The 24079-nt window shown below is 50.4% G+C and carries 13 protein-coding genes; 5 read left to right on the top strand and 8 right to left on the bottom strand.

The genetic code is table 11. From position 1 onward, the window contains the following. Nucleotides 1-10 precede the first annotated feature (10 nt). Entirely contained in the window at nt 11-5974 is a 5964-nt protein-coding gene (locus tag AC3ISQ_RS02080; RefSeq protein WP_489350329.1) for an Ig-like domain-containing protein, read from the bottom strand. A gap of 306 nt (nt 5975-6280) precedes the next feature. On the opposite strand from AC3ISQ_RS02080, the gene AC3ISQ_RS02075 reads away from it, so the two are divergent. Further along, a complete protein-coding gene (locus tag AC3ISQ_RS02075; RefSeq protein WP_489350328.1) occupies nt 6281-7504 on the top strand; it encodes a hypothetical protein in 1224 nt (407 codons plus the stop codon). Nucleotides 7505-7558: 54 nt separating this feature from the next. Here AC3ISQ_RS02075 and AC3ISQ_RS02070 read toward each other — a convergent pair whose 3' ends face one another. Next, nucleotides 7559-8266, bottom strand: a complete 708-nt coding sequence (locus tag AC3ISQ_RS02070; protein ID WP_489350327.1) for a response regulator — start codon at nt 8264-8266, stop codon at nt 7559-7561. A 540-nt stretch (nt 8267-8806) separates the two neighbouring features. Between AC3ISQ_RS02070 and AC3ISQ_RS02065 the strand changes: the two genes are divergently transcribed. Together AC3ISQ_RS02065 and AC3ISQ_RS02060 are read left to right on the top strand one after the other, a co-directional pair. Beyond that, nucleotides 8807-12319 carry a response regulator gene (locus tag AC3ISQ_RS02065; protein ID WP_489350326.1) on the top strand — a complete coding sequence of 1171 codons (3513 nt, stop codon included), beginning with the start codon at nt 8807-8809 and terminating at the stop codon, nt 12317-12319. Between the two features lie 107 nt (nt 12320-12426). Then, on the top strand, nt 12427-13044 hold the full coding sequence (locus AC3ISQ_RS02060) for a LuxR C-terminal-related transcriptional regulator (RefSeq protein ID WP_489350325.1): 618 nt from the start codon (nt 12427-12429) through the stop codon (nt 13042-13044). 169 nt (nt 13045-13213) lie between these two features. Here the strand turns inward: AC3ISQ_RS02060 and AC3ISQ_RS02055 are convergent, their stop codons facing one another. After that, nucleotides 13214-16486: a transporter substrate-binding domain-containing protein gene (locus AC3ISQ_RS02055; protein ID WP_489350324.1), complete on the bottom strand. Its 3273-nt coding sequence runs from the start codon at nt 16484-16486 to the stop codon at nt 13214-13216. Nucleotides 16487-16895: 409 nt separating this feature from the next. Then, entirely contained in the window at nt 16896-17438 is a 543-nt protein-coding gene (ssb1, locus tag AC3ISQ_RS02050) for a single-stranded DNA-binding protein SSB1 (protein WP_489350323.1), read from the bottom strand. Nucleotides 17439-17707: 269 nt separating this feature from the next. Between ssb1 and uvrA the strand changes: the two genes are divergently transcribed. Next, a complete protein-coding gene (gene uvrA, locus AC3ISQ_RS02045) occupies nt 17708-20536 on the top strand; it encodes an excinuclease ABC subunit UvrA (protein ID WP_489350322.1) in 2829 nt (942 codons plus the stop codon). A 43-nt stretch (nt 20537-20579) separates the two neighbouring features. Here uvrA and AC3ISQ_RS02040 read toward each other — a convergent pair whose 3' ends face one another. From AC3ISQ_RS02040 to AC3ISQ_RS02025, 4 genes are all read right to left on the bottom strand, one after another. Next, entirely contained in the window at nt 20580-20777 is a 198-nt protein-coding gene (locus tag AC3ISQ_RS02040) for a hypothetical protein (RefSeq protein ID WP_489350321.1), read from the bottom strand. Between the two features lie 93 nt (nt 20778-20870). Further along, nucleotides 20871-21224: an MmcQ/YjbR family DNA-binding protein gene (locus AC3ISQ_RS02035; protein ID WP_489350320.1), complete on the bottom strand. Its 354-nt coding sequence runs from the start codon at nt 21222-21224 to the stop codon at nt 20871-20873. A gap of 148 nt (nt 21225-21372) precedes the next feature. Then, complete coding sequence (locus AC3ISQ_RS02030) at nt 21373-22566, bottom strand: amino acid aminotransferase (protein WP_489350319.1); 1194 nt, start codon at nt 22564-22566, stop codon at nt 21373-21375. A gap of 54 nt (nt 22567-22620) precedes the next feature. Further along, nucleotides 22621-23088 carry an Lrp/AsnC family transcriptional regulator gene (locus AC3ISQ_RS02025; protein ID WP_489350318.1) on the bottom strand — a complete coding sequence of 156 codons (468 nt, stop codon included), beginning with the start codon at nt 23086-23088 and terminating at the stop codon, nt 22621-22623. A 215-nt stretch (nt 23089-23303) separates the two neighbouring features. On the opposite strand from AC3ISQ_RS02025, the gene AC3ISQ_RS02020 reads away from it, so the two are divergent. Further along, nucleotides 23304-24071, top strand: coding sequence for a transporter substrate-binding domain-containing protein (locus AC3ISQ_RS02020; RefSeq protein WP_489350317.1), 768 nt, complete (start codon nt 23304-23306; stop codon nt 24069-24071). The last annotated feature ends 8 nt before the right edge of the window (nt 24072-24079 follow it).

Genomic DNA, 24079 nt, shown 5'->3' with positions numbered 1-24079 from the left:
TGTAAATGGATTAGTGGTTGTTCAGATTGGTCTGCACGCCCTGCTGAACCAGCAGTTCGGTTTCCATCGCTGAATGCTGGAACACTTCGTACTGCACACCAGACACGGTGACGGTACCTTCGGCCTTCGCCCAGTTGCCCGGATCGGTGTCATCTGGCAGCAAGTCAGACAGGTTGACCACATCGCCTTCGTCACCCTGAATCATCAGCTGTTTGTTGCCGTCGGCAATAAACGCGTCTTTTTCAGCGTGAACCAGCAGATCGCCCAGCGTCACATTCAGCACATCATTACCGCCGTTGCTGAGATCAACGGTGTTGAATGACTGCTGTGCTTCGGCCAGATTGCTCAGGTCAATTGGCTGATCGGCGTGCTCGACTTGCAGTACCTGTTGTTGGCTGTCAGTCTGATCCAGTTGAGTCAACTCATCACCCACTGGCATATCTTGCTGAGCCGTCCCCAGAATAGATGTGGTTTCTTCATTCACATCATTCAAACCATTCTCCATTGCTGAAGGAGGCTCTTGGCGGTACTGATCCGGAGCCGAAGCCGAAATAACGAAATCGTCAAGCCAGATCCATTGACCGACAAGGGTATCGAACTCAATACGCACGAACTCTTTACCTGCAGGCATGGTTGCACTAGAGGTAAAGATGCTATTACCCCCTTGTGGGGCGTGGTAGCTGGACGCAATCTGCACACCATTCGCATCATAATATCTAATAGTTAAAGGACTGGTCAGTTCACCGACTCTAAATGATGCACCTGTCGCACTAACCCCTCCATTCAACGTCAGGCTTGCGTTCGTAGAAGACACCCCCGTCCCCCAAACACCCAGACCTTTTGAAGGGGTTGTCAATCCTTCCCCTGTAGGGTAACCAGCTCTAATCACACCACGCGGCCAACTTACATTATCGCTAGGGTAACCGTATGTGTCCCATTTAAAAGTGAAGCTACCAAAGTCTTGCGAACTCCCCGCAGCATTATAGCTGGCCGGAACGCTTTCAAAATTCTCCGTTAATGAGGTATAACCCGGAGTTCTGACCAGATAATCCGAACTGTTTCCGGCTTTATCGATAATCCCGGCACCATATTCCTCAGCGGTAGGAATACCCGCAGGGATATTAACGGTCGCCGTACCATTTGCGATATCAGCAGCGGTCAGCTCGTACTCAACCTCTTGCCCAGCGATAACTACTCTAAGAGTATCACCCTCCACCGCGTTGGTATTGTCAAGCCCCACAGTAATCTGATCGCCCTGACGTTCAATGGTTGGAGGAACGTCTGGAGCCTGTGTATCAACCGTCACCGCCCACTCATCCGAACGTACAGATTCATTACCTGCCGCATCCGTCAAGGTCACGTTGAAGTTGTAGGTACCGTCGTTCAATGCAGACGGTGTCCAGCTCCATGTACCATCCGGGCGTACCTGTACCTGACCCAGTCGGTCATCACCGTTACGGATAGTCACCGTCTCACCCGGCTGCCCTTTACCGCTCAGCGTTGGCGTACTGTCATCGGTATAGCCACCGTTGGCGACCGTACCTTGCTGCGCACCCACGTCATCGGCTACGTCATCAATCGCTGGCTTGTTCGGCGCAGTCAGGTCGATTTCCAGCGTGAAGTTCTGGGTTTTATCCCCTTCTACATTGCCCGCATCCAGCACAGAAGCCTGGAATTGGTACTGACCTTCCGCCAAGGCTGGCACCTCATAGCTCCAGTTGCCGTTTCTGTCCGCAGTCACTTCACCAATCTTCACACCGTCCTGATAGATATACACCGTGGCATTTGCCACTGCGCTACCGTGCAGGGTCGGGGTGGCGTCGTCGGTGACGCTGCCGGAGGTCAGGTTATCGGTGATGCTGCCTACGTTGTCTACCGCGTAATCGATGCTGACCGTGTTACCGGAAGTATCGACCGTAAAGTCAATCGGCGTGCTGGCCGGGCTTTCGTTACCCGCTTTATCCACCTGACTCGCGTTCCACTGGTAGTCACCATCCGGCAACGGCGTGGACGGTGTATAACCCCACTCTCCCGTCGTCGGGTCTGCCACTACGCGGCCCACTTCTCGGTCAGCCGCATCACGGATAATTACCGTAGCACCCGGTTCAGCAGTCCCTTTAAAGGTCGGTGTGCTGTCATCGGTAGTGTCACCACTGGCAATAATCCCGGTATCTGCGCCGTAGTCGTCCCACAACGCCGCATCGCTGATGGCATCCGGTGCCGTGGTGTCGATGATAATCGGCCACTCACCGGTTTCCGGGCTGATATTGCCTGCCGCATCTTTCGCGTACGCGGTCAAGTCATAGGTGCCGTCAGCCAGACCTGTCGTTGGAGTAAATTCCCAGCGACCATTCACTACCGTCGCGCTACCCAACGTGGTGGTGCCGTTCATGATGTAAACGGTGGTACCGTCTGCACCCGTCCCTTTCACCGTTGGCGTGTTGTCGTTGGTGTACTCACCTTTTTGAATGGTGCCAACAATGCCGCCGTCCACGTCATCCACCACATCGGTGATAGCCGGAACCGCCGGTGTACCACCCGTGATCAGTGTGAAGTCGCGCGCCGGGCTCTCACCGCTGATATTGCCCGCGGTATCTTGACTGCGCACGGTCATGCTGTGGTCACCGTTTGGCAGTGGCGTATTAGGGGTAAACGTCCAGTTACCGCTACCGTCTGCCTGCACACGACCGATTTCGGTACCGTTGTCATAGATGATAACGGTGCTGTCTTTTTCTGCCGTCCCGGTCAGGGTTGGCGTCGCATCATCGGTGATATCACCCGGATTGATTTCCCCGGTCAGATTGCCGACGTTGTCGGTCACGCTGACGATGGCTGGTGTTACCGGTGCCTGCGTATCGATAATGATCGGATACGGATCAGACGGCTCGGAGCTGTTGCCCGCGGGGTCAGTGACGATAATTTGGAAATCATGCTGACCGTCGTTCAACGGGGTATCCGGCGTAAACGACCAGTTGCCTTCTTTGTCTACCACCGCCTCGCCAATCGGTTTCCCGTTGTCGATAATGGTGACGACATCACCCGGTTGCAGGCCGTTGCCTTCCAGTGTTGGCGTGGTGTCGTCGGTGCTACCGCCCGGTTTCACAGAACCCTGAATCGGCCCCACGTCATCGGTGATATCACCAATGCCGTCACCACCGGTACCACCCTCACCCGGTTTGCCCGGTGCGGTCAGATCGATATCCAGCGCAAATTCTGCCGTTGGTGCACTGACAGCACCTGCTGGATCAGTCGCCACAGCGGTAAATTTGTGCGTACCTTCTGCCAAATCGGTAGATGGCGTGAAGCTCCACTCGCCACGAGCGTTAGCTTGCACTTTGCCCACAGAGACACCGTTGTCAAAGATTTCCACCTGGCTGTTAGGCTTCGCGGTACCGACCAGCGTTGGCGTAGCGTCGTTGGTTAACGCGCCGCTCGCCATGTTACCGGTGTGGGCGTCCACATCATCAATCGCGTAATCGATGCTCACCGTCACCAGCGAGGTGTCCACCACGAAATCAATCGGATCGGAAGGATCGCTCTGGTTACCCGCCGGGTCTTCGATAATCACGATCAAGCTGTGATCGCCGTCTTCCAGTGGCGTGTCTGGCGTGAATTCCCACTTGCCGTCATCACCCACCACGGTGCTGCCCAGCTCTTTGTCGCCGTCTTTAATAATCACGGTGTCGCCCGGCTCGCCGGTACCTTCAAAGGTCGGGGTGCTGTCGTCGGTGGTATCGCCGTCGTTAATCGGACCGGTCACTGGACCGACGTTATCGACCAACTCTTGGTCGGAGGATGCATCTGGTGCGGTGGTATCGATATTCAGTTGGTAATTACCGCTGCTCAGCGGGTTACCTGCGGGATCCGTCACTTCGGCACGGAAATTGTGCACGCCGTCAGCCAGCGGAGTTGTCGGGGTAAAGGTCCACTGACCGTTGGCGTCCGCCACCACATCTGCGGCAAATTGGCCATCAACATACAGGGAAACGGTCGCACCCGGTTGTGCGGTACCACGCAATTCTGGCTGGGCATCGTTGGTCAGGTCACCGCTGTCCAGCATACCAATGTGGCCTTCCACATCGTCATAGGCACCGGTGATGGCCGGTGATTGTGCGTTGCCACCGGCGATCAACTCGAAGTCCACTTTGTTGGATTCAACGCTGATGTTACCCGCCGCATCCTGCGCCTTGGCACTGATGTCATGGCTGCCATTCAGCAGCGGTGGGTACGGGGTAAAGGACCAGTTGCCGCTAGCATCTGCCTGCGTCTCACCAATTTTCACACCGTTGTCATAGATGATGACGGTGCTGTTGGCTTCCGCAGTACCGTTGATCTGTGGTTGTGCATCGTCAGTGATAGCGCCGTTGCTGATAGGACCGGTCACCGCGCCCTGATCGTCAATCACACTGACGATAGTCGGCGCGTCTGGTGCCTGAGTATCAATAGTGATAGGGAACGGATCGGATTCCGGTGAGGAGTTCCCTGCCGGATCGGTGATGATCAGCGAGAAATCGTGCTCGCCATCCGGCAGCGGGGTGTCTGGGGTAAATGACCAGTCACCTTTGTCATCGACGATGACACTACCAATCGGATTACCGTTGTCGATAATGGTGACGATATCACCCGGTTGCTGGCCACTGCCTTCCAGCGTCGGCTGGTTATCATCGGTCACACCGCCTTCGGCGACCGGGCCGGTTATCAGACCCACGTCATCAATCACATCATCGATAAAACCGTTGCCACCCTCACCCGGTTTGTCCGGTGCCACGGTATCAATAGTCAGCTCAAACGGATCGCTTGGTACAGAACGGTTACCCGCATCGTCAACCACAATCAGGCTGAAGTCGTGTTTGCCGTCGGCTATCGGTTGTTCTGGTGTGAAGCTCCAGTTACCGTCATCACCCACAATAGCGGTGCCCAGCTTCTCGCCGTCCATCCACACTTCTACAATAGCGTCCGCTTCGGCGGTGCCTTCAAAAGTCGGCTGATTATCATCGGTAACGTCGCCAGAGTTCAGCTCGCCTGTGTGAATACCCACGTCATCGATGACAGCACGCAGATCTGCCGCATCCGGTGGTGTGGTATCAACGATGATCACATACTCTTCGCCCGGCTCACTTACGTTGCCTTCCGGGTCCTTTTCTACCGGGATAAAGCCGTGCTCACCGTCCGGCAATGGGGTTTCTGGCGTCCAGGTCCAGTTACCTTCGTCATCAACGATGGTAGAGCCCAGATCTTCGCCGTTTTCATCACGAATGATGATGATGTTGCCCGGCGTCCCTTCGCCGATCAGCGTTGGGGTGTCGTCATCAGTCACGCCGCCATTATCGATAGGCCCGGTAATATCACCTTTGTTGTCAGTGGCCCCGGAAACTCCCGGTGTCGGAACTACACCACCGCCGTCTGGCGGCGGGTCAATGACACCACCGCCATTATCACCGCCATTGTCGTCACCTTTATCACGGTTATGGGCAATAATCGCCGCTAAACCCGCTAGCGCCGCGATACCCGCCAACGCACCCAGCGCCAGCAGCGCCGGGGAAATCGCACCCTCGGCGACAGCCAAACCGTCCAGAGAACCGATAGCGTCAGCACCCAGCGCCAAAGCGGAAGACTCGCCGTCCATCAGGAAAGCGGCGTCGTTATCGCTGTCGCCGTCGGTAGAGATGTATTCGTGCCACTGACCGTCTTCGGCTTTACCGACCAGTTCACCCGGATTATCGAAGAAATCTTCAATAATCAATTGTGGGTTCTGGTCATCGCTGCCTTCCAACATCACATGCAGGTTTTTGCCGACACGTTTGATGGTGATGTTTTCAGGCGCAACGCCGTTATCACCTTCAGCGAGAATATATTTTGCGCCTTTGACGGCTTTGATTTTGACTGCTGAACCGGTTGTTTCGGTACGCAGGACGTCAGTTTTAACGATGGTATTGTTATCCACCACCGCGACGTTAACTTGATTGAGACTCATAAAGACCCTTTAAGACTTGGTTGAATACCCATTTCTGCGCAATGCAGAAGTAATGCCTGGGAGGTCTGTCGCGATCCCGGCCCAGATAGCGTTATGTTTTACAGACATGTCTTAAAGGGAAATACAGGCGGGGTCTTGGATGCGTTTTTGGCTACGATTGAGGGAAGATTTTAGGAGGACATGGGTTGTTCATTCCAGCAAAAACCAAGACCTCGCCTAGCGTACCGCTCAGATTTTTTTGCGTTAATCCCCCCGCTGTATGAAATATTTCTTCATTAATTTAGTTTTAAACAAGAGGCCATAAACATGGTAACGGATCAAGAAAACCTGCGGGGAACTCTCGACACAAAGGAGTTCCTGACGGGACACCCAATGTTTGGGGGTTCCGGCGCAGCAGCAAAAATAGAAAGTTTGGAAGATACAGAGTTTAAGGAGCGCCATGGTGAGCAATACCACCTCCGCCACCATTTAAGTGGTTGTGCACAAACCTTATACACCATCGATTTTGAAAATGACTTTATCCCTCCCACATCACTAATAACGGATATTGCCGAGTTAAAGGGGGTTGAGAATATATCCACACCCGTCGCCAATCTAACACCAGTGCAAGCTTCAACGCTGGCGGGCTCATATTCTCCCACTCACATCGAGCAAACCGCATTACCGGTAATGATGACAACAGACAACGCCAACACGATCGAGTCTGAACCATCAACACAGGCCGCCCCTCTCCTCGCAACACCAGAGTTACCTGAGACCACCAATACCTCAAGGTTCGCTCGCGATATCCCTCAACAAGTTGACGAGGAAACACAACCCACGCAGAACCCAACCGAAGCTATCGCTACGTTGGAAGCCCCGCTAGTTGCTAATTTCAATGATTCGTCACTCGGTGGTTGGCAGCTCGATGGCTCGCTCACACCAGAACAGGTGTTAGAAAATGGGCAGCTCCATTTTACCGACGACATGTTGCAGCCAGAACAGCCCCTATTGTCACGCTCGCTAGCAATGGAGGAGGGGCAAACCTACGCATTTGAAATGCGCGTCCAATCTGATGCTGGTGATGAAACACCCCATTTTGTGTTGATGGTAAACAATGTCGCCACACAGATGGACATGATTCGCGATGGCGACAGTTTCATTGCACGAGCCGAATTCGTGGCAACTACGCCAGAAGTGGTCAATGTCGCGATTATACCAACCAGCCCAATGCCAGTTAACAGCTCACTGTGGTTAGATGATGTCGTCCTTCAACCTTCGCCCTCACCTAGCCCATCAATCGGGTTAGTGGGAGATTGGGATCTCTCGCTGATGCTCGGTAGCGTTGAGCCAGAACTGTTTGTCACCGTTGAAAACTCGCACGTCGAGCCAACGAAAATCATCGGGCTAGAAGCGCTTCTTGGCGACACCCAAGCCGAATTCTGGAACACCCAGACTGAAACCGCACTCGATGCAGTAGCTCCGGTTATTCCAGAAATCAGCGAGCTCGCTCTCAACCCTTCACTGGAAACTGAGTATTACACCCATTAAAAAAAACCGGGTCGATCCTATGATCGACCCGGTTTTCATTGGCTTGGGTAAAGATTAACGGAATAGGTCGTCCCGGTATTTAAATAATTCAAGATCGGAGCTAAGCCCCAATTTCTTCATGCCAGTCTGTTTGTGACCGCTAATAGTTTTGCGACTGCGCTTTAGTTTTGCTGCAATTTCAACAATTTCCATACCATCTAGGAAACAACGAATCACTTCAGCTTCGCGTGGAGTCAGTAGATTACCCAGCTCCATCATTGACTGCTCACCCCCACTCTCTTCGGCAACAGGGCCATTAATCAGCGCCTGATCGCGCTTACGAGTTGGCACCTGAGACAGCCCAGTAGAAATATCTTCTGGGATATACCGCTGACCACTCGCCACCGTTCTGACCGCAGAGAAGTAGACGGGTGTTTCTGTACGTTTACCGATATAGCCTTTAATCCCCACCATAAATGCAGTCCGAATCACGGCCAGACTTTCAATTGACGATGAGAGTAGAATTTTTAATTTTGGATAACGCGCCAAGAGTTGCTTAATCAGCGACAAACCATCTAATTCATCCTCGTTCAAGATGTAATCGAGGATCAGCACGTCCACCGATTCTTTTTGCAGAAATGCGAGTAACTCTCGGCTATGACCGAAGCTACCGACAATTTTCATATCAGGTTCTGCCGCAGCGACAATCTCCAACGAGTGACGGATAATAGGATGGTCGTCCAACAGTGCGATGCGAATTTCTTTAGTGTTAACAATTGACATAGATTGCCTCTGAGCTTACTTGGTCATACCCGCCAGGTTCACAAAAAATTTTGGCGTGGGTAAGATAACTCTCATGCAGCCTGTGACAAAAACCATACAAACAAAAATTCAGGCAATGAGATAATACTGTTTTTTTATTCAGTGTAGCCGGGCTTACCCTTCAGCTATGATTTATCTCACTGAATAAAAAACAGGATCAGTCTCTCTTGTTATGGAGACTTTTCCTACGGGATGGGTCTTGGTTACTCCAGTTCGGTTAGCAACATGCACAGATATCTAATACGCTTATTCTGGCATAACTCTGAATAAAATCATCCGTTGATACAAACTTAAAGTGATGCGTTAACCCAGACGTTGCTTGGGGTTTTTATTTTCAACCCGGGTGATAATAATTAGGATATATAGGTCGAAGTTTGCCCATTGGCCTTTTCCACCTCCGGTTCGTTACCAGGAAAACAGCATCACATGCGTGCTTTGACTTTCAACATAGCTGTACTGATTACCACCCTTTTTATTATGGGTAATTCACATGCTACAAATTTGACACTACAGCCCCGTATTCAGGTGAATGCCCCTTACGTTGCCTTTAGTGACGATGTTCATGACTGGTTGAAAAATAATCCTGTAATTAGCGTGGGTGTTTGGGGGCCGCCACATCCACCAATTGGTGAAGGCATGTCTGGCGGTCATTATCAAGGGATCGCCGCCGATTACTTGACCGTGCTAGAAACCAGTATGCAGGTCAAATTCCAGTTGCACTATTACAATGACAGCAGCCAAGCGCTCAGCGCACTCAGTCGTCATGAAATTCAAATGATTGCCATGTGGAACCCAGACCGTTGGCCAAGTCAGGCCGCCATAGCAACGATTCCCTGGTTACTGGATCAATCCGTCCTACTCACCCGAGTAGAAGAAGAATACACGCCCGTCACGCTGAAAAACCTGACTCTCGGCGTCGTGCCCGATGACATCAGCCCCAAACCACTCCGTAGCGATTATCCGGGTAGTATTCTGCGTTATTTCCCTGAATTTGAAATGGCGATTAACGCCGTTTCGCTTGGGCAACTGAATGCCTTATGGCTGAATCGCGCCACCGCCGATTACCTCACCAGTTATTACCAAATTGATAATCTGAAATGGAGCCCAAGCATCTCATTACAGAATCTGAATTTAAGTTTTGGGGTCGATAAACAATTACCAGAACTTCAGAGCGCATTAAATGGGGTATTGCAACAGATCCCCTTAGTCAGCCGCTTGCGTATTGCTACCGGCTGGGGCTTAGATCGCAAAGCCGTATTAACCCAAAACCCGCTGGGTTTAACGTTGAAAGAAGAAGCCTGGTTGCGTAGTCATCAGCAAATCAGAGTGATTTTGGACACCAATCGTCCACCAGTCAGTTTTACCAATCAGAATAACGAACCCGTTGGTCTGGTACCTGACATCCTCAATGTGTTAACGCAACGCTATGGTTTGAACTTTACCCTGCATACGGTGAGTACTTCTACGCCACTAGAGGAACTACAGAGCGCGTATCCAGATGCCTTGATGGCGAACCAATGGACACTGAGTAATCGTGACTCGAACTCGTTAGCAGAGGATGACGTGCCCGGCGCGTCTTTAATCACCTCACCTAACGTCGTTATCATGAATAAGTCAGTTCAACGCCCTAACAATTTTGATCAACTCAAAGGTGAACGGCTGGCTATCAAACCGGACAACCCGCTGATTCCTTGGCTGAATACTTGGTATCCCGCCATCAAACTGGTGCCTCTTGAAGATCCCTATCAAGCACTCCAGCAGTTAAAAAACAACCAGGTACGTGGCATTATCGCCCCGCAAATCATTGCTAATTATCTGATTAATCAGGATGCTAGCGCACGTTATCATCTCGGCATCACCGTGCCGCTGTCGCCTGCACAACTGTTATTAACGTCGGCGAATAACCAATCACTTCCGCTTGAAATCGTCGAAAAGGCGCTTTACGACGTTCCCCCAGAAGAAATGATCAGGCTGATGAAACCTTGGGTTCTCTATGGAAAGAATAATGACTTAAGTACCTCAAACAATAACCTTTGGAGTTCATTGATCTGGACGTTTTCGATCTTGGCGATCATCGCCGTCAGTGGTGTATGGATACGCCGTTTACATCTGGCTCTCAAACGCGGGCAACAATCGAGTGAAGCTCTTTCTGACCAATTGAATTTTACCAAGACGCTGATTAACAGTGCTCCGGTTGCACTCTATGTGCGCGACCGGCAAGGCCGTCTGATGCAATACAATCAGGCTTGGAGTGAAGCGGTAAAACGCGACGGCGATAGCATGATAGGTACCACTGTTGACAAGCTCGACAGCCTCACGCCGCAAGAACAACAGGCATTGGCATTGCAATATCAACATGCGCTAGAGCATGGCGAACCTAAACGCTGGTCGGGCCCATTTTGGTTTGATGGCGAACAACATTATCTCGATGGTTGGACGATGCCATGGCGTAATAGCCGTGGAGAAATCGATGGGCTGATCGGCGGCTGGCTGGATACCAGCGATCAAGAGAGGCTAATTACCCGGCTTAAACAAGCCAAAACTGAACTGGAACAAGTTCATGCCAGCAAAGCGGCATTTATGCAGAACATGGGGCATGAGATCCGCACACCGCTCAACGCAATTATCGGTCTACTGGAAATAGAGCTACAAACCCAGAAAACCTCTCAGCAACCTAGTGAAAACTTGTCGTTGGTATGGGAGTCCGCCTGCAATCTGCTCTCTCTGATAGGTGATGTTTTTGATATTTTCCGCGCGGATAATCAACAGTTACGCGGCACGTTACGCCAAATTCATCTGCCACAACTGATTGAAAGTATCGTTGCACTGTCTCGCTTGCAGGCCGAAGAAAAAGGTATCCACGTCGAGATTGAAACGGAGCTAAAAACGCTGCGATTTGAAGCAGATTCATTACTGGTGATTCGTATTTTCTCCAGTCTGTTACGCAACGCGATAAAGCACAGCACCGGAAATACGGTCACTGTCGCTCTGTATCAAGGACGACGCGAAGGCGAAAACATGCCGATTCCATTGGTCATTGAGGTCGCAAACGAGGGCGTTATAACGCCTCAAACGGAAACAGGAGTATCGGGCTCTAACGCAACAGAAAATACGGCAGTCAAATGGTCCGAAACGGGTTTGACGCTAGCCGCCTGCCAACACATGGCAAGCAGTAACGGGTTCGAAGTCACAATAGAAAGCGAAGAAGACATGGGAACCACCATCAGTTTCCACTTTTCCGCGCAGCCCTCATCCGATGCCATGCCGACTCCCGCTCAGGCGGCCTCACGCAGTCTCATGATTATGATCGTTGATGACTACCCACCGGGGCGTCGCGCATTGCAACAACTGCTGGAAAGCTGGGGGCATCGCGTATGGCTTGCCGATGAAGGTGAACAAGCGATGACTGGTTGGCAACAGCAAAACGGCGAATTGGATTTGATGATTACCGATTGCACGATGCCAGTCATGGACGGCTTCACCTTGGCGACGCGGATAAGGGAAGAAGAACAAGAGCGAGAACTCCCCGCTATGCCGATATTCGGACTGACTGCCATGACCGGGTTTGAAGCCACAACGCGTTGTTTAGAGGCCGGCATGAACGAATGCTTGATTAAACCGCTAGCACCACAGGCGTTACAGACGGTATTGCAACGTTATTTCCCCGACATTAAGTCTTCACAGCGACCACCAGCTACCGTGAATCCTCTTAATGATGCGTTAAAAGCGGAGATGGTCGAAATTAACCGACAGGACGTTGCCCAGTTAAAACACTATCTGGCAACGCAAAGTTTAGCGGACATCGGTAAAGTCGCTCATCGCATTCGTGGTTGTGCGAGTTTATTACGTCACTCGGCATTATTAGCAGCCTGCGAACTGCTGGAGCTAGCTTGTGAACAGCAGCAAGCATGGCATGAAATTAACACGTTATCCCAAAAGTTATTAATTACTGTTGATAATATTAATACAGAAATCATTTCTGAACTTAACATTGTGAATTCTAATGAAGGTTAATAACGGCTAAGTAGGTAACACTGTTTCCACTATCACAGACACAGCCTGTATTAAGTCAGGTGTGGCTGTGAGAGATTATGCGCAGTACATCACAAAGGACAAACAAAATGACGGAGAATGTAGTTGTTTATGATAACAACCCGCTAGTCATTGCGGGATTGGACTATTTTCTATCACAACAAAACTTTAAGGTGGTGAGCGTCACATCGAATCCAGATGAACTATTCCACTATATTGTTTGTACAAGACCAGACTTTATCATTATTGATCCTATTTTAATGAAAGAGTCTTATCTTGCACGCTTGAGTCAACTTGAAAGTACCCACTCTGATATTAAAATAATTATTTTTGCCAGTTCAGAAAGTGCTTACCATATTCTGCGTAGTGCTGGACTGAATTGGATGGCTTATATCAACAAAGATCAACCTCTGGAAAAGTTGATTGATGTCTTGCGTCACCCGCCGCTTGAAAATGGATCGCCACTTAATGTTTATAATGACCTAGCCCCTGCACCTAAGGACGAGCTGAAGGTATTAAGCCATTTAACAGGACGTGAAATGCAGGTGTTGCGTGAAATCGGTGCAGGTAAGACCAATAAAATCATTGCTAAAGAAATGAACCTCAGTAATAAAACAATTAGTACTTATAAGCGCAATATTATGGATAAATTCAAAACACATGATGTGCGTGACGTGATTGATTTCGCCCGTCGCCACGGTTTCTAAACTGCTGGCATAGCAAAGACATTATTTTCCAACACCAGGGAAATGTCGACATGATCACTACGTATTTATCTGCTCCCTATCCAGGTACAGGTTTAGCAACGAATGGCTCAACCCGTACCTGTTATGCTCCCATAACTCCTGTCACAAACACCGTTCTATCACGTCTCGGCTATTTCATCGGCGTCGTCATATTTTCGCGTTGACGAAGAGCCTCGGCCAAATTGTTAATTGAACAAGGTTTGAATATACAGCCATTCATTCCAGCGGCCAGGCAACGCTCAATGACTTCATGCATCGCATTCGCGGTGAATCCTAGTACCCACACGGCGGGTTTGCCCTGCTTCGCCTCTTCATCACGAATATATTGAGTAAACTGATAACCATTCATTCCGGGCATATTGCAATCGGTAATAACGACATCAAAAACGTGCTGTTGCAATAAATCCAAGCCTTCAATACCGCTCTGCGCGACATAACAGTGATGCCCCAACCACGCCAATTGTTTGGCTAGCAACATGCGGTTGGCGACATTGTCATCAACCACCAAGACGTTTAACGGTTCGCCTTGGCTGAGTATAGTTTTCTCTTCCACAGGAATTTCATCGACGGCTTGCGCCATAGATAAAACTATTTCAATACGCGCACAGGTACCGACATCTTGCTCACTGCTTAGCGTTAAACTACCGCTCATCGATTCACACAGATTGCGGCTGATATACAGCCCCAACCCGGTTCCTGCGCGGCGATTATCGGCCTGAGTAAACGGTTTAAATAATGCCGCCAGCTGATGTTCATTGATACCGACACCACTGTCCTGGATTTCGATAATGTAGCCGACTTGACCGTTTACCTTGTCCAAATGCTGTTTCAAACTTAACGTCACGCCACCGTGGTCGGTGAATTTGATCGCGTTGCTGAGCACATTAGAAAGGACTTGTTTGATGCGTAACGGATCACCGATGACATCGACAATTTCACTACCAGGGTAATTTTTCGTCAGGGTGATATTTTTATCGGACGCCAATCCATTAAAGATGACGAGTAATTGATTGATCAAGGTGCCAAGGTTGATCCGTACCGGTCTGAACTCTAAATGCCCCCCCTCAATACGAGAAAGGTCCAGAATATCGCCGATCAAGCCAACCAACCCCTCAGCCGATTCATACGCGACTTCCAGCGCCTGCAAATCCTGTTCGCCCTGTTTCCCTTTCTTAATCGCCATATCCAACATACCGATAATGGCGTTCATTGGCGTCCGAATTTCATGGCTCATGGTAGAAAGGAAGGTCGATTTTGCGCGGTTTGACGCCTCGGCACGTTCAGAGGCTTCAGAGAGTTGTCTTACTAATTCTTCACGTTCGGAGACATCCCACATCGCGAGTACCGTGCCGACAACATGCCCTTCTGCATCGTGCCAAGGCAATAACCAGATGCTGGAAGTCATATTCTTTTCCGTGCTGCCAGACTGGTTGAATAAATCGATACTCAGATCTTCATGCCACGCGGTGTTAGTCTCCATCACCTCTTGCATCTTATTCTTGATGAACTGCTGCATCTCAAGCGAAAGATGTTGGGCAGTTTCTTCTAGCGTGCGGCCTTTTACCGCCTCATAAGGCTGGTTAAAAATATTCAGCGACAGCTGATTACAATAGGTCAATCGCCCTTCCCGATCGCGTAACGTGATCGGGAAAGGCATATTATCCACCAGCCTTTCCAACAGTTGAACTTGAGTAGACAACTGCTGACCAGCAATCGCCGCCTGAATCATCTGGCGACGTAACCAAATAGTACGACCGATCGCGAAGAGTAAAATAATGGCAGCAGCAAGTATGCCAATCATTAATGCCGTGCGGTGGCGATCCCAAAAACTGTCTACCACCACCATATTGTTAGGTCGCCAGCGGTTGGCCAATATTTCTAGCTCGTCGGGCGGAATAGTCATTAATACTTTACTGAGAATATCGCGCAACTCAGGATCGGCTTTGCCCACGGCAAAGGAGATATATGCCGTGCTGTCACTCACCACATCAATAATTCTTAGCTTATTGCGATACTGATTATTGATTTGGTAATCGGTGGCAAGCAGCAAACCAACGCCCGCATCAACCTTACCGGAGGCGACCATAGCGTATAAATCGTCATCGCTGTCACAAAAGACCACATTGATTTCCGGATAGCGCTTGGCAACATCATTGGCAGGCGCAGACTGCTTCAAGAATGCGAGCTTTTTCCCTCTCAGATCGGAAAGTTGAGTGATGCTGTTATTATCATTGGCAGTGAATAATACAAACGCCGCTCTTGCATAAGGATAGCTAAATAGCATCGACTGGTTTCGTTCGATACTCGGCGTCATTGATGCGATCATGTCAGCATTACGACTGTTAACGTTTTGGATGAGCTGATCGACGGTATTGACTGAATGGAAGCTGAATTTCATGCCGGTTTTTAGTCCCACCAGCGATAAAACATCAGCGGCAATTCCACGAATGGCCCCGTCTTGGTCAATAAATGCCATGGGCGCCATACTATTTTTACCGTTCAGCACCACCTTAACCACCGGGTGGAGCATAATCCAACGCTGTTCAGCCGGTGTAAACGTAATCGGCCGCATCGTATTATCGGTCAAACCAGAATGCCAAACTTGTTGAATCTCAATGATTTTATCACGCGGTACCGCCTTAAGTGCCATATTCACCAATGTTTGCAACGGTGAGTCAGAACGGCGCAAAGCAAAACCGACCTCTCGAGGAGGAAATGCAGCTAAGCGCGCCACTTGCAGGTTATTGAAATAGTTACGACCAATAGGATAACTATTACCGAGGAAAACTTGTGAGTCGCCAAATGCAACAGCACTTAATGCTTCTTGATAGTTATCAAATACCCGTGCTTTCGCATTGGGATACACACGTTTTACTTCCGCTAATGAGATATAACCGGCGGCCATCGCGACACTCGTCCCCGCCAAATCAGCTGGCAGAGACTGTAATTCATTGGTTTTTACCGCCAGAACCGGCTGTTCACTGGCATAAGAGAGAGACATCTCATAACGTCCCTCCACCTCCGATGCGGTAACACTGGGGATCAAATCAATGTCGCCATTATCCAAGGCGTGCCACATATCATCACGATGTTCGAATGGAACAAGATTAACCTTGAGCCCTAATTGTGCGGCAACCAGACCAATATAGTCGGCACTTAAACCCTCATAATCATGATTCAGCGTGCGGAGCCCATAGGGAGGCGCATCATCATTTAAAATACCCACATCCAGTGTTTGTTTTTTTTGCAGCCATCGATGCTGCTCCGGCGTGGTGTTCAACGGAGGGAGTGCCGAAGTAGAAGTGCGCATCAGCAACGACCATTCATCCGCCGAGGAGGAAAGAGATGTCAGCGACAAAAATAGCATGATCGTACAAAGGATAACGCGCGAAATATTATTCAAGGAATGGGCTCCTAAATAAAAACAACTATGCCAATAACCTATCACAGACTTAATTTAATCTTGAGACGCAGCGTTGGCATTCTCTTCATACTGAAACACTAAAATCTATAACAATTTCAGCCCACTACCTGATATCAGGATACCGTTTTTGTTAACTAGAACGAACAAAACAGAAGTGAAACGATAACGTAATCCTGCTGTAAAAAATATCAGCCACAGTCTCTTTTTCAAGATATTCCATCAAAGATAGCATACCTCAGAAATAGCTTGTATTTATCATGGTGAAGTATAAAACATCTAGAAAATCACCGGATTATTTCTTATCGCTCGGCTTGAACTCACTAATAAAAAACCCCGAAAGTTCGGGGTCTTTACGCGTTTCTTTTACTAAAGAATTCTAAGATCAACCTTAGAACGGAATATCGTCATCGAAATCCATTGGGGGTTCATTGCTCGTCGCCGGTGCACTGTTCTGTGCTGGAGCAGGGCGAGCTTGCTGCTGGCCACCGCTGAACTGGTTGCCACCTTGTGGTTGCTGAGGTTGTCCCCAACCACCTTGACCACCTGCCGCTTGACCACCACCGGCTGGAGCACCGCCGCCTTGACGACCACCCAACATTTGCATGGTGCCGCCCACGTTAACCACGATTTCGGTGGTGTATTTTTCTACGCCAGCCTGATCGGTCCATTTACGGGTTTGCAGAGCACCTTCGATGTAAACCTGAGAACCTTTACGCAGGTATTCACCCGCCACTTCAGCCAGCTTGCCGAACAACACCACACGGTGCCATTCTGTTTTTTCTTTCTGCTCGCCAGTCGCTTTATCACGCCAGCTTTCAGAGGTCGCCAAGGTAATGTTGGCTACCGCGCCACCATTTGGCATGTAACGAACTTCAGGGTCTTGGCCCAGATTCCCGACAAGAATGACTTTGTTTACGCCTCTGCTGGCCATGAGAACTCTCCTGATGAGTTAATTTTTTACAGTATAAACGAGTAAGTCTATCACGCGGAACACTAAACAACACTCGTGATCATAACTGCGGATTGTATTCCAAAACTACCGTCAGGATCGACAAGATTGCATTTAGATACTGGATATTCATTCAGGTTTTTTTGTGTCATAATTATGCGTTTCGTACTGGCTGTGCCGGTTTTTTGCGCGTTAGGTCACAGAACCACCTGCAAAAGTACGGTGAGAGATCTTCAAGACGGGAAGTGTAAATGGACAATATCGAAGTTCGTGGTGCTCGAACCCATAACCTTAAAAACATCAACCTGATTATCCCGCGCGACAAGCTGATCGTGGTCACTGGCTTATCCGGTTCCGGTAAATCATCATTGGCTTTCGATACGCTGTATGCCGAAGGGCAGCGCCGTTATGTCGAGTCGCTCTCTGCCTATGCACGCCAGTTCCTTTCATTAATGGAGAAGCCAGACGTTGACCATATCGAAGGTCTGTCTCCGGCTATCTCTATCGAACAGAAATCGACCTCGCATAATCCGCGATCCACCGTCGGCACTATTACCGAGATCCACGATTATCTGCGTTTGCTGTTCGCTCGCGTCGGTGAACCACGCTGCCCGGATCACCATGTCCCACTGGCGGCGCAAACCGTCAGCCAAATGGTCGATAACGTGCTCAATCAGCCGGAAGGCAAACGCCTGATGTTGCTGGCTCCGGTTATCAAAGATCGTAAAGGCGAACACACCAAGACGCTGGAAAATCTGGCGGCACAGGGTTACATCCGTGCCCGTATCGACGGCGAAGTGTGCGATCTGTCCGATCCCCCTAAGCTAGAACTACAGAAAAAACACACCATTGAAGTAGTCGTCGATCGCTTTAAAGTGCGTGAAGATCTGGCGCAACGCTTGGCGGAATCATTTGAAACCGCGCTGGAACTGTCCGGCGGCACCGCCGTGGTTGCCGATATGGACGACGAGAAAGCGGAAGAATTGCTGTTCTCCGCCAACTTCGCCTGCCCAATCTGTGGTTACAGCATGCGTGAGTTGGAACCGCGCCTGTTCTCGTTCAACAACCCAGCTGGCGCGTGCCCGACCTGTGATGGTTTGGGTGTACAACAATTCTTCGATCCTGAACGTGTGGTGCAAAATCCAGAGCTGTCACTGGCTGGCGGTGCTATCCGCGGTTGGGATCGTCGTAACTTCTATTACTTCCAAATGCTACGCTCATTGGCGGAGCACTATAAATTCGACGTAGAAGCGCCATTCAATAGCCTAGATACCAACACCCAGAAAGCGGTGCTGAGCGGTTCCGGCAAAGAATCCATCGAATTCAAATACGTTAACGATCGCGGTGACACTACCGTGCGCCGCCACCCATTCGAAGGCGTGCTGCACAACATGGAACGCCGCTATAAAGAAACCGAATCCAGCGCGGTGCGTGAAGAACTAGCCAAGTTCATTAGCAATCGTCCTTGCGCTTCGTGCAGCGGAACGCGTCTGCGTGAAGAGGCGCGTAATGTGTTCGTCGAGGAAACCACGTTACCGGAGATCTCCGAGCTGAGTATCGGCCACGCCATGGCCTTCTTCCAAAATATGAAGTTGAGTGGGCAACGCGCTCAGATCGCCGAAAAAGTGCTGAAAGAAATCGGCGATCGTCTCAAGTTCTTGGTTAACGTCGGCCTGAATTACCTCTCGCTGTCACGTTCGGCAGAAACCCTGTCCGGTGGGGAAGCACAGCGTATCCGTCTGGCAAGCCAGATCGGTGCCGGTCTAGTCGGTGTGATGTACGTGTTGGATGAGCCATCGATTGGTCTACATCAGCGCGATAACGAACGCCTGCTGGAGACGCTGATCCACCTGCGTAATCTCGGCAACACGGTGATTGTGGTCGAGCACGATGAAGATGCTATTCGCGCCGCCGATCACGTGATTGATATCGGCCCCGGTGCGGGTGTGCATGGCGGTCAGATCGTGGCCGAAGGCACAGTCGAAGACATCATGGCGCAGCCGGAATCGCTGACCGGCCAGTTCCTGAGTGGCAAACGTGAAATTGCCATTCCGAAGGAACGTGTCCCTGCCGATCCGACCAAAGTTCTGAAACTGAGCGGTGCACGCGGTAACAACTTAAAAGACGTGACGTTGACGCTACCGGTCGGGTTATTCACCTGTATTACCGGCGTGTCCGGCTCCGGTAAATCGACGTTGATTAACGATACTCTGTTCCCAATCGCTCAACGCCAGCTTAACGGCGCGACGATTGCCGAACCAGCACCGTTCCGTGAAGTCACCGGTTTGGAGCATTTCGACAAAGTTATCGACATCGATCAGAGCCCGATCGGTCGTACTCCACGTTCCAACCCGGCGACCTATACCGGCATCTTTACCCCAGTGCGCGAACTGTTCGCCGGGGTGCCGGAATCACGCAGCCGTGGTTACAACCCAGGACGTTTCAGCTTCAACGTTAAAGGTGGCCGCTGTGAAGCCTGTCAGGGCGACGGGGTGATCAAGGTAGAAATGCACTTCCTGCCAGACATCTACGTGCCATGCGATCACTGCAAAGGCAAACGCTATAACCGCGAAACGCTAGAGATAAAGTACAAAGGCAAAAGCATTCACGAAGTGCTGGATATGACCATCGAAGAAGCACGCGATTTCTTCGATGCGGTGCCCGCCTTGGCGCGTAAACTGCAAACGCTAATGGACGTTGGTCTGTCGTATATTCGTCTGGGGCAATCTGCTACCACGCTGTCTGGTGGTGAAGCGCAGCGGGTGAAACTGGCGCGTGAACTGTCAAAACGCGGCACGGGTCAGACGCTGTATATCCTCGATGAGCCCACCACCGGCCTGCACTTTGCCGACATCCAACAACTGCTGGCGGTACTGCACCAGTTGCGCGATCAGGGTAACACCATCGTGGTCATCGAGCATAACCTGGACGTGATTAAAACCGCGGACTGGATTGTCGATCTAGGACCAGAAGGCGGCAGCGGCGGCGGCCAGATTCTGGTAGCAGGTACACCAGAAACTGTGGCGAACTGCGAAGCCTCGCACACCGCTCGCTTCCTCAAACCGTTGTTGAAAAAATAACGCTCCGTTCTGCGGGTGCTTTAGCTTTACATCGCACCCGCAACTAACGCCTGCTGCTGACTTTTGTCGCCCGTGCGGGATTACCGACAACAAACTCCAGCGTCGGTGAATAATAGAACGGCAGCCACGCGTTATAGCCACTCTCCCACTCCCATTTCACCGGGCAGGGCCACAGAATGTCTTCATGCAGGATGTAATAAATCCAGCGCCCATGTGGGCGACGCGGTTTCAGCTTCTTCATATAGCGTTTACAACGACATAAAACGTTTGATGATGATTCGATGATAAAGGATTAATTGCTGCATTTTACCGCGATTAGTGCCGAGGGAACAGACTAGGCGCGTAGCTCCTGCTTCACCTGTTCGGGTAATCCTTCCCGCACCATCTGATAAGAACTGTCGATTAAGGAATAGAACTGGGAGTCTGGCAGGTTGCCATCGAGGAATACCGCATTCCAGTGAGCTTTATTCAGGTGTTCACAAGGTACGATTTCCGGGTGTTGTTCACGCAGGTTTTCCGTCTGTTTCAAACTACTTTTTACCGCCAACGCCGGACGCCCTTTCACTTCCAACATCATGGCAAATACCGCATCACAAACCTTGACCTGACGAGCCTTCAGCCGTTTTTGCTCGCTCTGTTCTGAGCCCGGTTTATTCATGCAGTAATCTAACAGTGCTGATTGATTCATTGGGTTGTTCTCCCTTGTCGAGTGGCCGCAAACCAGTGCGGTGTCGCGTTCGCGACATTCAATCAGTATATTCTTTATCCAGCTGTAAACAACTTTGGGCGAAAAAAAGGGCAGTATCGTGAACTGCCCTCATCAAAATGGAAAGCAGTTACTGTACGGCAGCAAAAGCCTCAGCCACCTGATGCACGTTGTGATGATTCAAACCGGCCATACAGACGCGACCACTGTGGATCAAATAGACACCGAACTCTTCACGCAGACGGTCAACCTGCTCCGCACTGAAACCGGTGTAACTAAACATGCCACGTTGCGCCAGCAGGTAATCAAAATTGCGCTGTGGTACGGCGATTTTCAACGCTTCGACCAAGGTTTGACGCATTTCTAAAATGCGGATACGCATGGTTTCTACTTCATCTAACCATTGCTGCTTCAACTGGGCGTCATTCAACACTTTGGCGACAACCTGCGCACCGAAATTCGGTGGGCTGGAGTAGTTACGGCGCACAGTGGCTTTCAACTGCCCCAGCACACGCCCGGCGGCGTCTTCACTTTCACACACCACGGAAAGACCGCCGACACGTTCGCCATACAGTGAGAAAATCTTCGAGAACGAGTTACTGACCAAGCAAGGCAGGCCAGCGCTGGCGATAGTGCGAATCGCATAAGCGTCTTGCTCCATACCGTCGCCAAAACCCTGATAGGCGATGTCGAGGAACGGGATCAGCTCACGGTCGGCGATCACCTTGATCACTTCGTCCCATTGGGCGTTGGTCAGGTCAGAACCGGTCGGATTGTGGCAGCACGGATGCAGCAACGCGATGCTTTTGGCAGGTAATTGCTTCAGCGCCGCCAGCATAGCCTCGAATTTAACCCCCAGATTTTCACCGTCGAAATACGGATAGATGTTTACCTTGAAACCCGCACCACTGAAAATCGCAACGTGATTTTCCCAAGTCGGGTCGCTCACCCACACTTGCGAATCCGGGAAGTAATACTTGAGGAAGTCAGCACCCACTTTCAACGCCCCAGAACCCCCGACGGTTTGCACGGTGGCGATGCGTTGCTGTTGCAGCATGGGATGATTTTCACCAAACAGCAGTTGCTGAATCGCGCTGCGGTAAGGCTGTAACCCTTCCATCGGCAGATAAACCGATGCGCTCTGCGGAGCACTATTGAGTTGCGCTTCCGCCGCAGCAACGGCTTGTAATTGCGGGATAATACCCTGTTCGTTGTAATACAGGCCGATGCTCAGGTTTACCTTGTTCGCACGGGGGTCTTTTTTGAATTTTTCCATCAGCGACAAGATTGGGTCACCGGCATAGGCATCAACGTTCTGGAACACGGGATTATTCTCCTAGATTGGTTTTTTGGTGCGAATAACTAACCTAACACAAAACTAGCGTGCAGTTGGCAGCAGACCATTCTCTTTGATGCGATTAAGCACCACGGCAGTTTTAATATGTGCCACGCTTTTGTGACATGACAGGGTCTGGCTGATGAAATCACTCAGGGCGGGCAAATCGGCCACCGCCACTTTCAGCAGATAATCGGCATCACCTGTCGTTTTATAGGCGTCGATAATGGCATCTACGTCTCCCAGCATTTGATGAAAATTGTCGATTTGCTGTTGCGTATGGCTGACCAAACTCACCTCTATCAAACCGACCATTCCCAAGCCTACCGCTTCCGGTGCCAGTCGTGCATGATAACCGCGAATCAACTGCGCCTGCTCCAAACTGATGCGCCGACGCGAGCACTGAGAGGCCGACAGCCCCACCAGTTCGCTGAGTTCCTGGTTAGTTAAACGACCGTTGGCCTGTAACAGCGTCAGGATTTTCATATCAAAATCGTCAATGTTGTACATAGCCACCTGTAAACTGTGTTAATAAATGTTGACGCTACAGACTAACAGCTTTTTAGTTATTGATGTCGAGACCGGATACTCGGTTTCAGCAGTCACAGCAGCAAGCACAAACTTTCCGTTCATTAATGGCATAAAAAACGGCTAATCTACGCAAAACAGCCATAACTGATGGCAATCTAGTGCAGAAAAACACAAATCTATAAAAAGGATGATTGATGAAGAAGTTACTCACATTGGCTTTGCTGGTCGCCGCCGGGAGCGCCAACGCCCAATCGAGTCTGGACAAGGTGATGCAACAGAAAACGCTGGCGGTTTGCACCACCGGTGATTACCCACCGTACACCTTGCTAAACAAAAATGGCGGTTATGAAGGCATTGATATCGCGATGGCAGAATCATTGGCCAAGAGCTTGGGAGCACAAGTGAAGTGGGTGAAAACCAGTTGGAAAACGCTGATGCCAGATTTCACCGCCGGCAAATGCGACATCGCCATGGGCGGCATTTCGGTGACGCTAGAACGGCAGAAACAAGTCTTCTTCGCCAATAAGTTGGACGTCGATGGCAAGATCCCACTGGTACGTTGCACCGATGTGAAACGCTATCGCACCATCGAACAAATCAACAAACCGTCGGTGAAAGTAATCGAACCTGCGGGCGGCACCAACGAAGCCTTTGCGCGCGCTTATCTCCCCAAGGCAAAGTTAACCTTATCGCACGATAACTTGACGATTTTCCAACAGTTAGTAGATAAGAAAGCCGATGTGATGATCACCGACGCTTCGGAAGCACAATATCAGCAGAAACGTTATCCGAAACTGTGCGCAGTGGACCCGAAAAAACCGATGCAGTACGGTGAGAAAGCTTACATGCTGCCGCGTGACGATCTGAGTTGGAAGTTGTACGTCGATCAATGGCTGCATTTGTCGCAGGCCAGCGGTGAGTATCAGAAGATTATTGACCAGTGGTTGGCAGTGAAAAAGTAAGTCATTTT

The organism is Serratia sp. KH_031, from assembly GCF_057839655.1.
The sequence above is the reverse complement of the archived record's forward strand: the minus strand, read 5'-3'. Positions and strand labels throughout refer to the sequence as shown.

Bases quoted from the DNA above. Each gene is read 5' to 3' on its own strand.
- AC3ISQ_RS02080 (WP_489350329.1), bottom strand. From the start codon at position 5,974: ATGAGTCTCAATCAAGTTAACGTCGCGGTGGTGGATAACAATACCATC.
- AC3ISQ_RS02075 (WP_489350328.1), top strand. From the start codon at position 6,281: ATGGTAACGGATCAAGAAAACCTGCGGGGAACTCTCGACACAAAGGAG.
- AC3ISQ_RS02070 (WP_489350327.1), bottom strand. From the start codon at position 8,266: ATGTCAATTGTTAACACTAAAGAAATTCGCATCGCACTGTTGGACGAC.
- AC3ISQ_RS02060 (WP_489350325.1), top strand. From the start codon at position 12,427: ATGACGGAGAATGTAGTTGTTTATGATAACAACCCGCTAGTCATTGCG.
- ssb1 (WP_489350323.1), bottom strand. From the start codon at position 17,438: ATGGCCAGCAGAGGCGTAAACAAAGTCATTCTTGTCGGGAATCTGGGC.
- uvrA (WP_489350322.1), top strand. From the start codon at position 17,708: ATGGACAATATCGAAGTTCGTGGTGCTCGAACCCATAACCTTAAAAAC.
- AC3ISQ_RS02040 (WP_489350321.1), bottom strand. From the start codon at position 20,777: ATGAAGAAGCTGAAACCGCGTCGCCCACATGGGCGCTGGATTTATTAC.
- AC3ISQ_RS02035 (WP_489350320.1), bottom strand. From the start codon at position 21,224: ATGAATCAATCAGCACTGTTAGATTACTGCATGAATAAACCGGGCTCA.
- AC3ISQ_RS02025 (WP_489350318.1), bottom strand. From the start codon at position 23,088: ATGTACAACATTGACGATTTTGATATGAAAATCCTGACGCTGTTACAG.
- AC3ISQ_RS02020 (WP_489350317.1), top strand. From the start codon at position 23,304: ATGAAGAAGTTACTCACATTGGCTTTGCTGGTCGCCGCCGGGAGCGCC.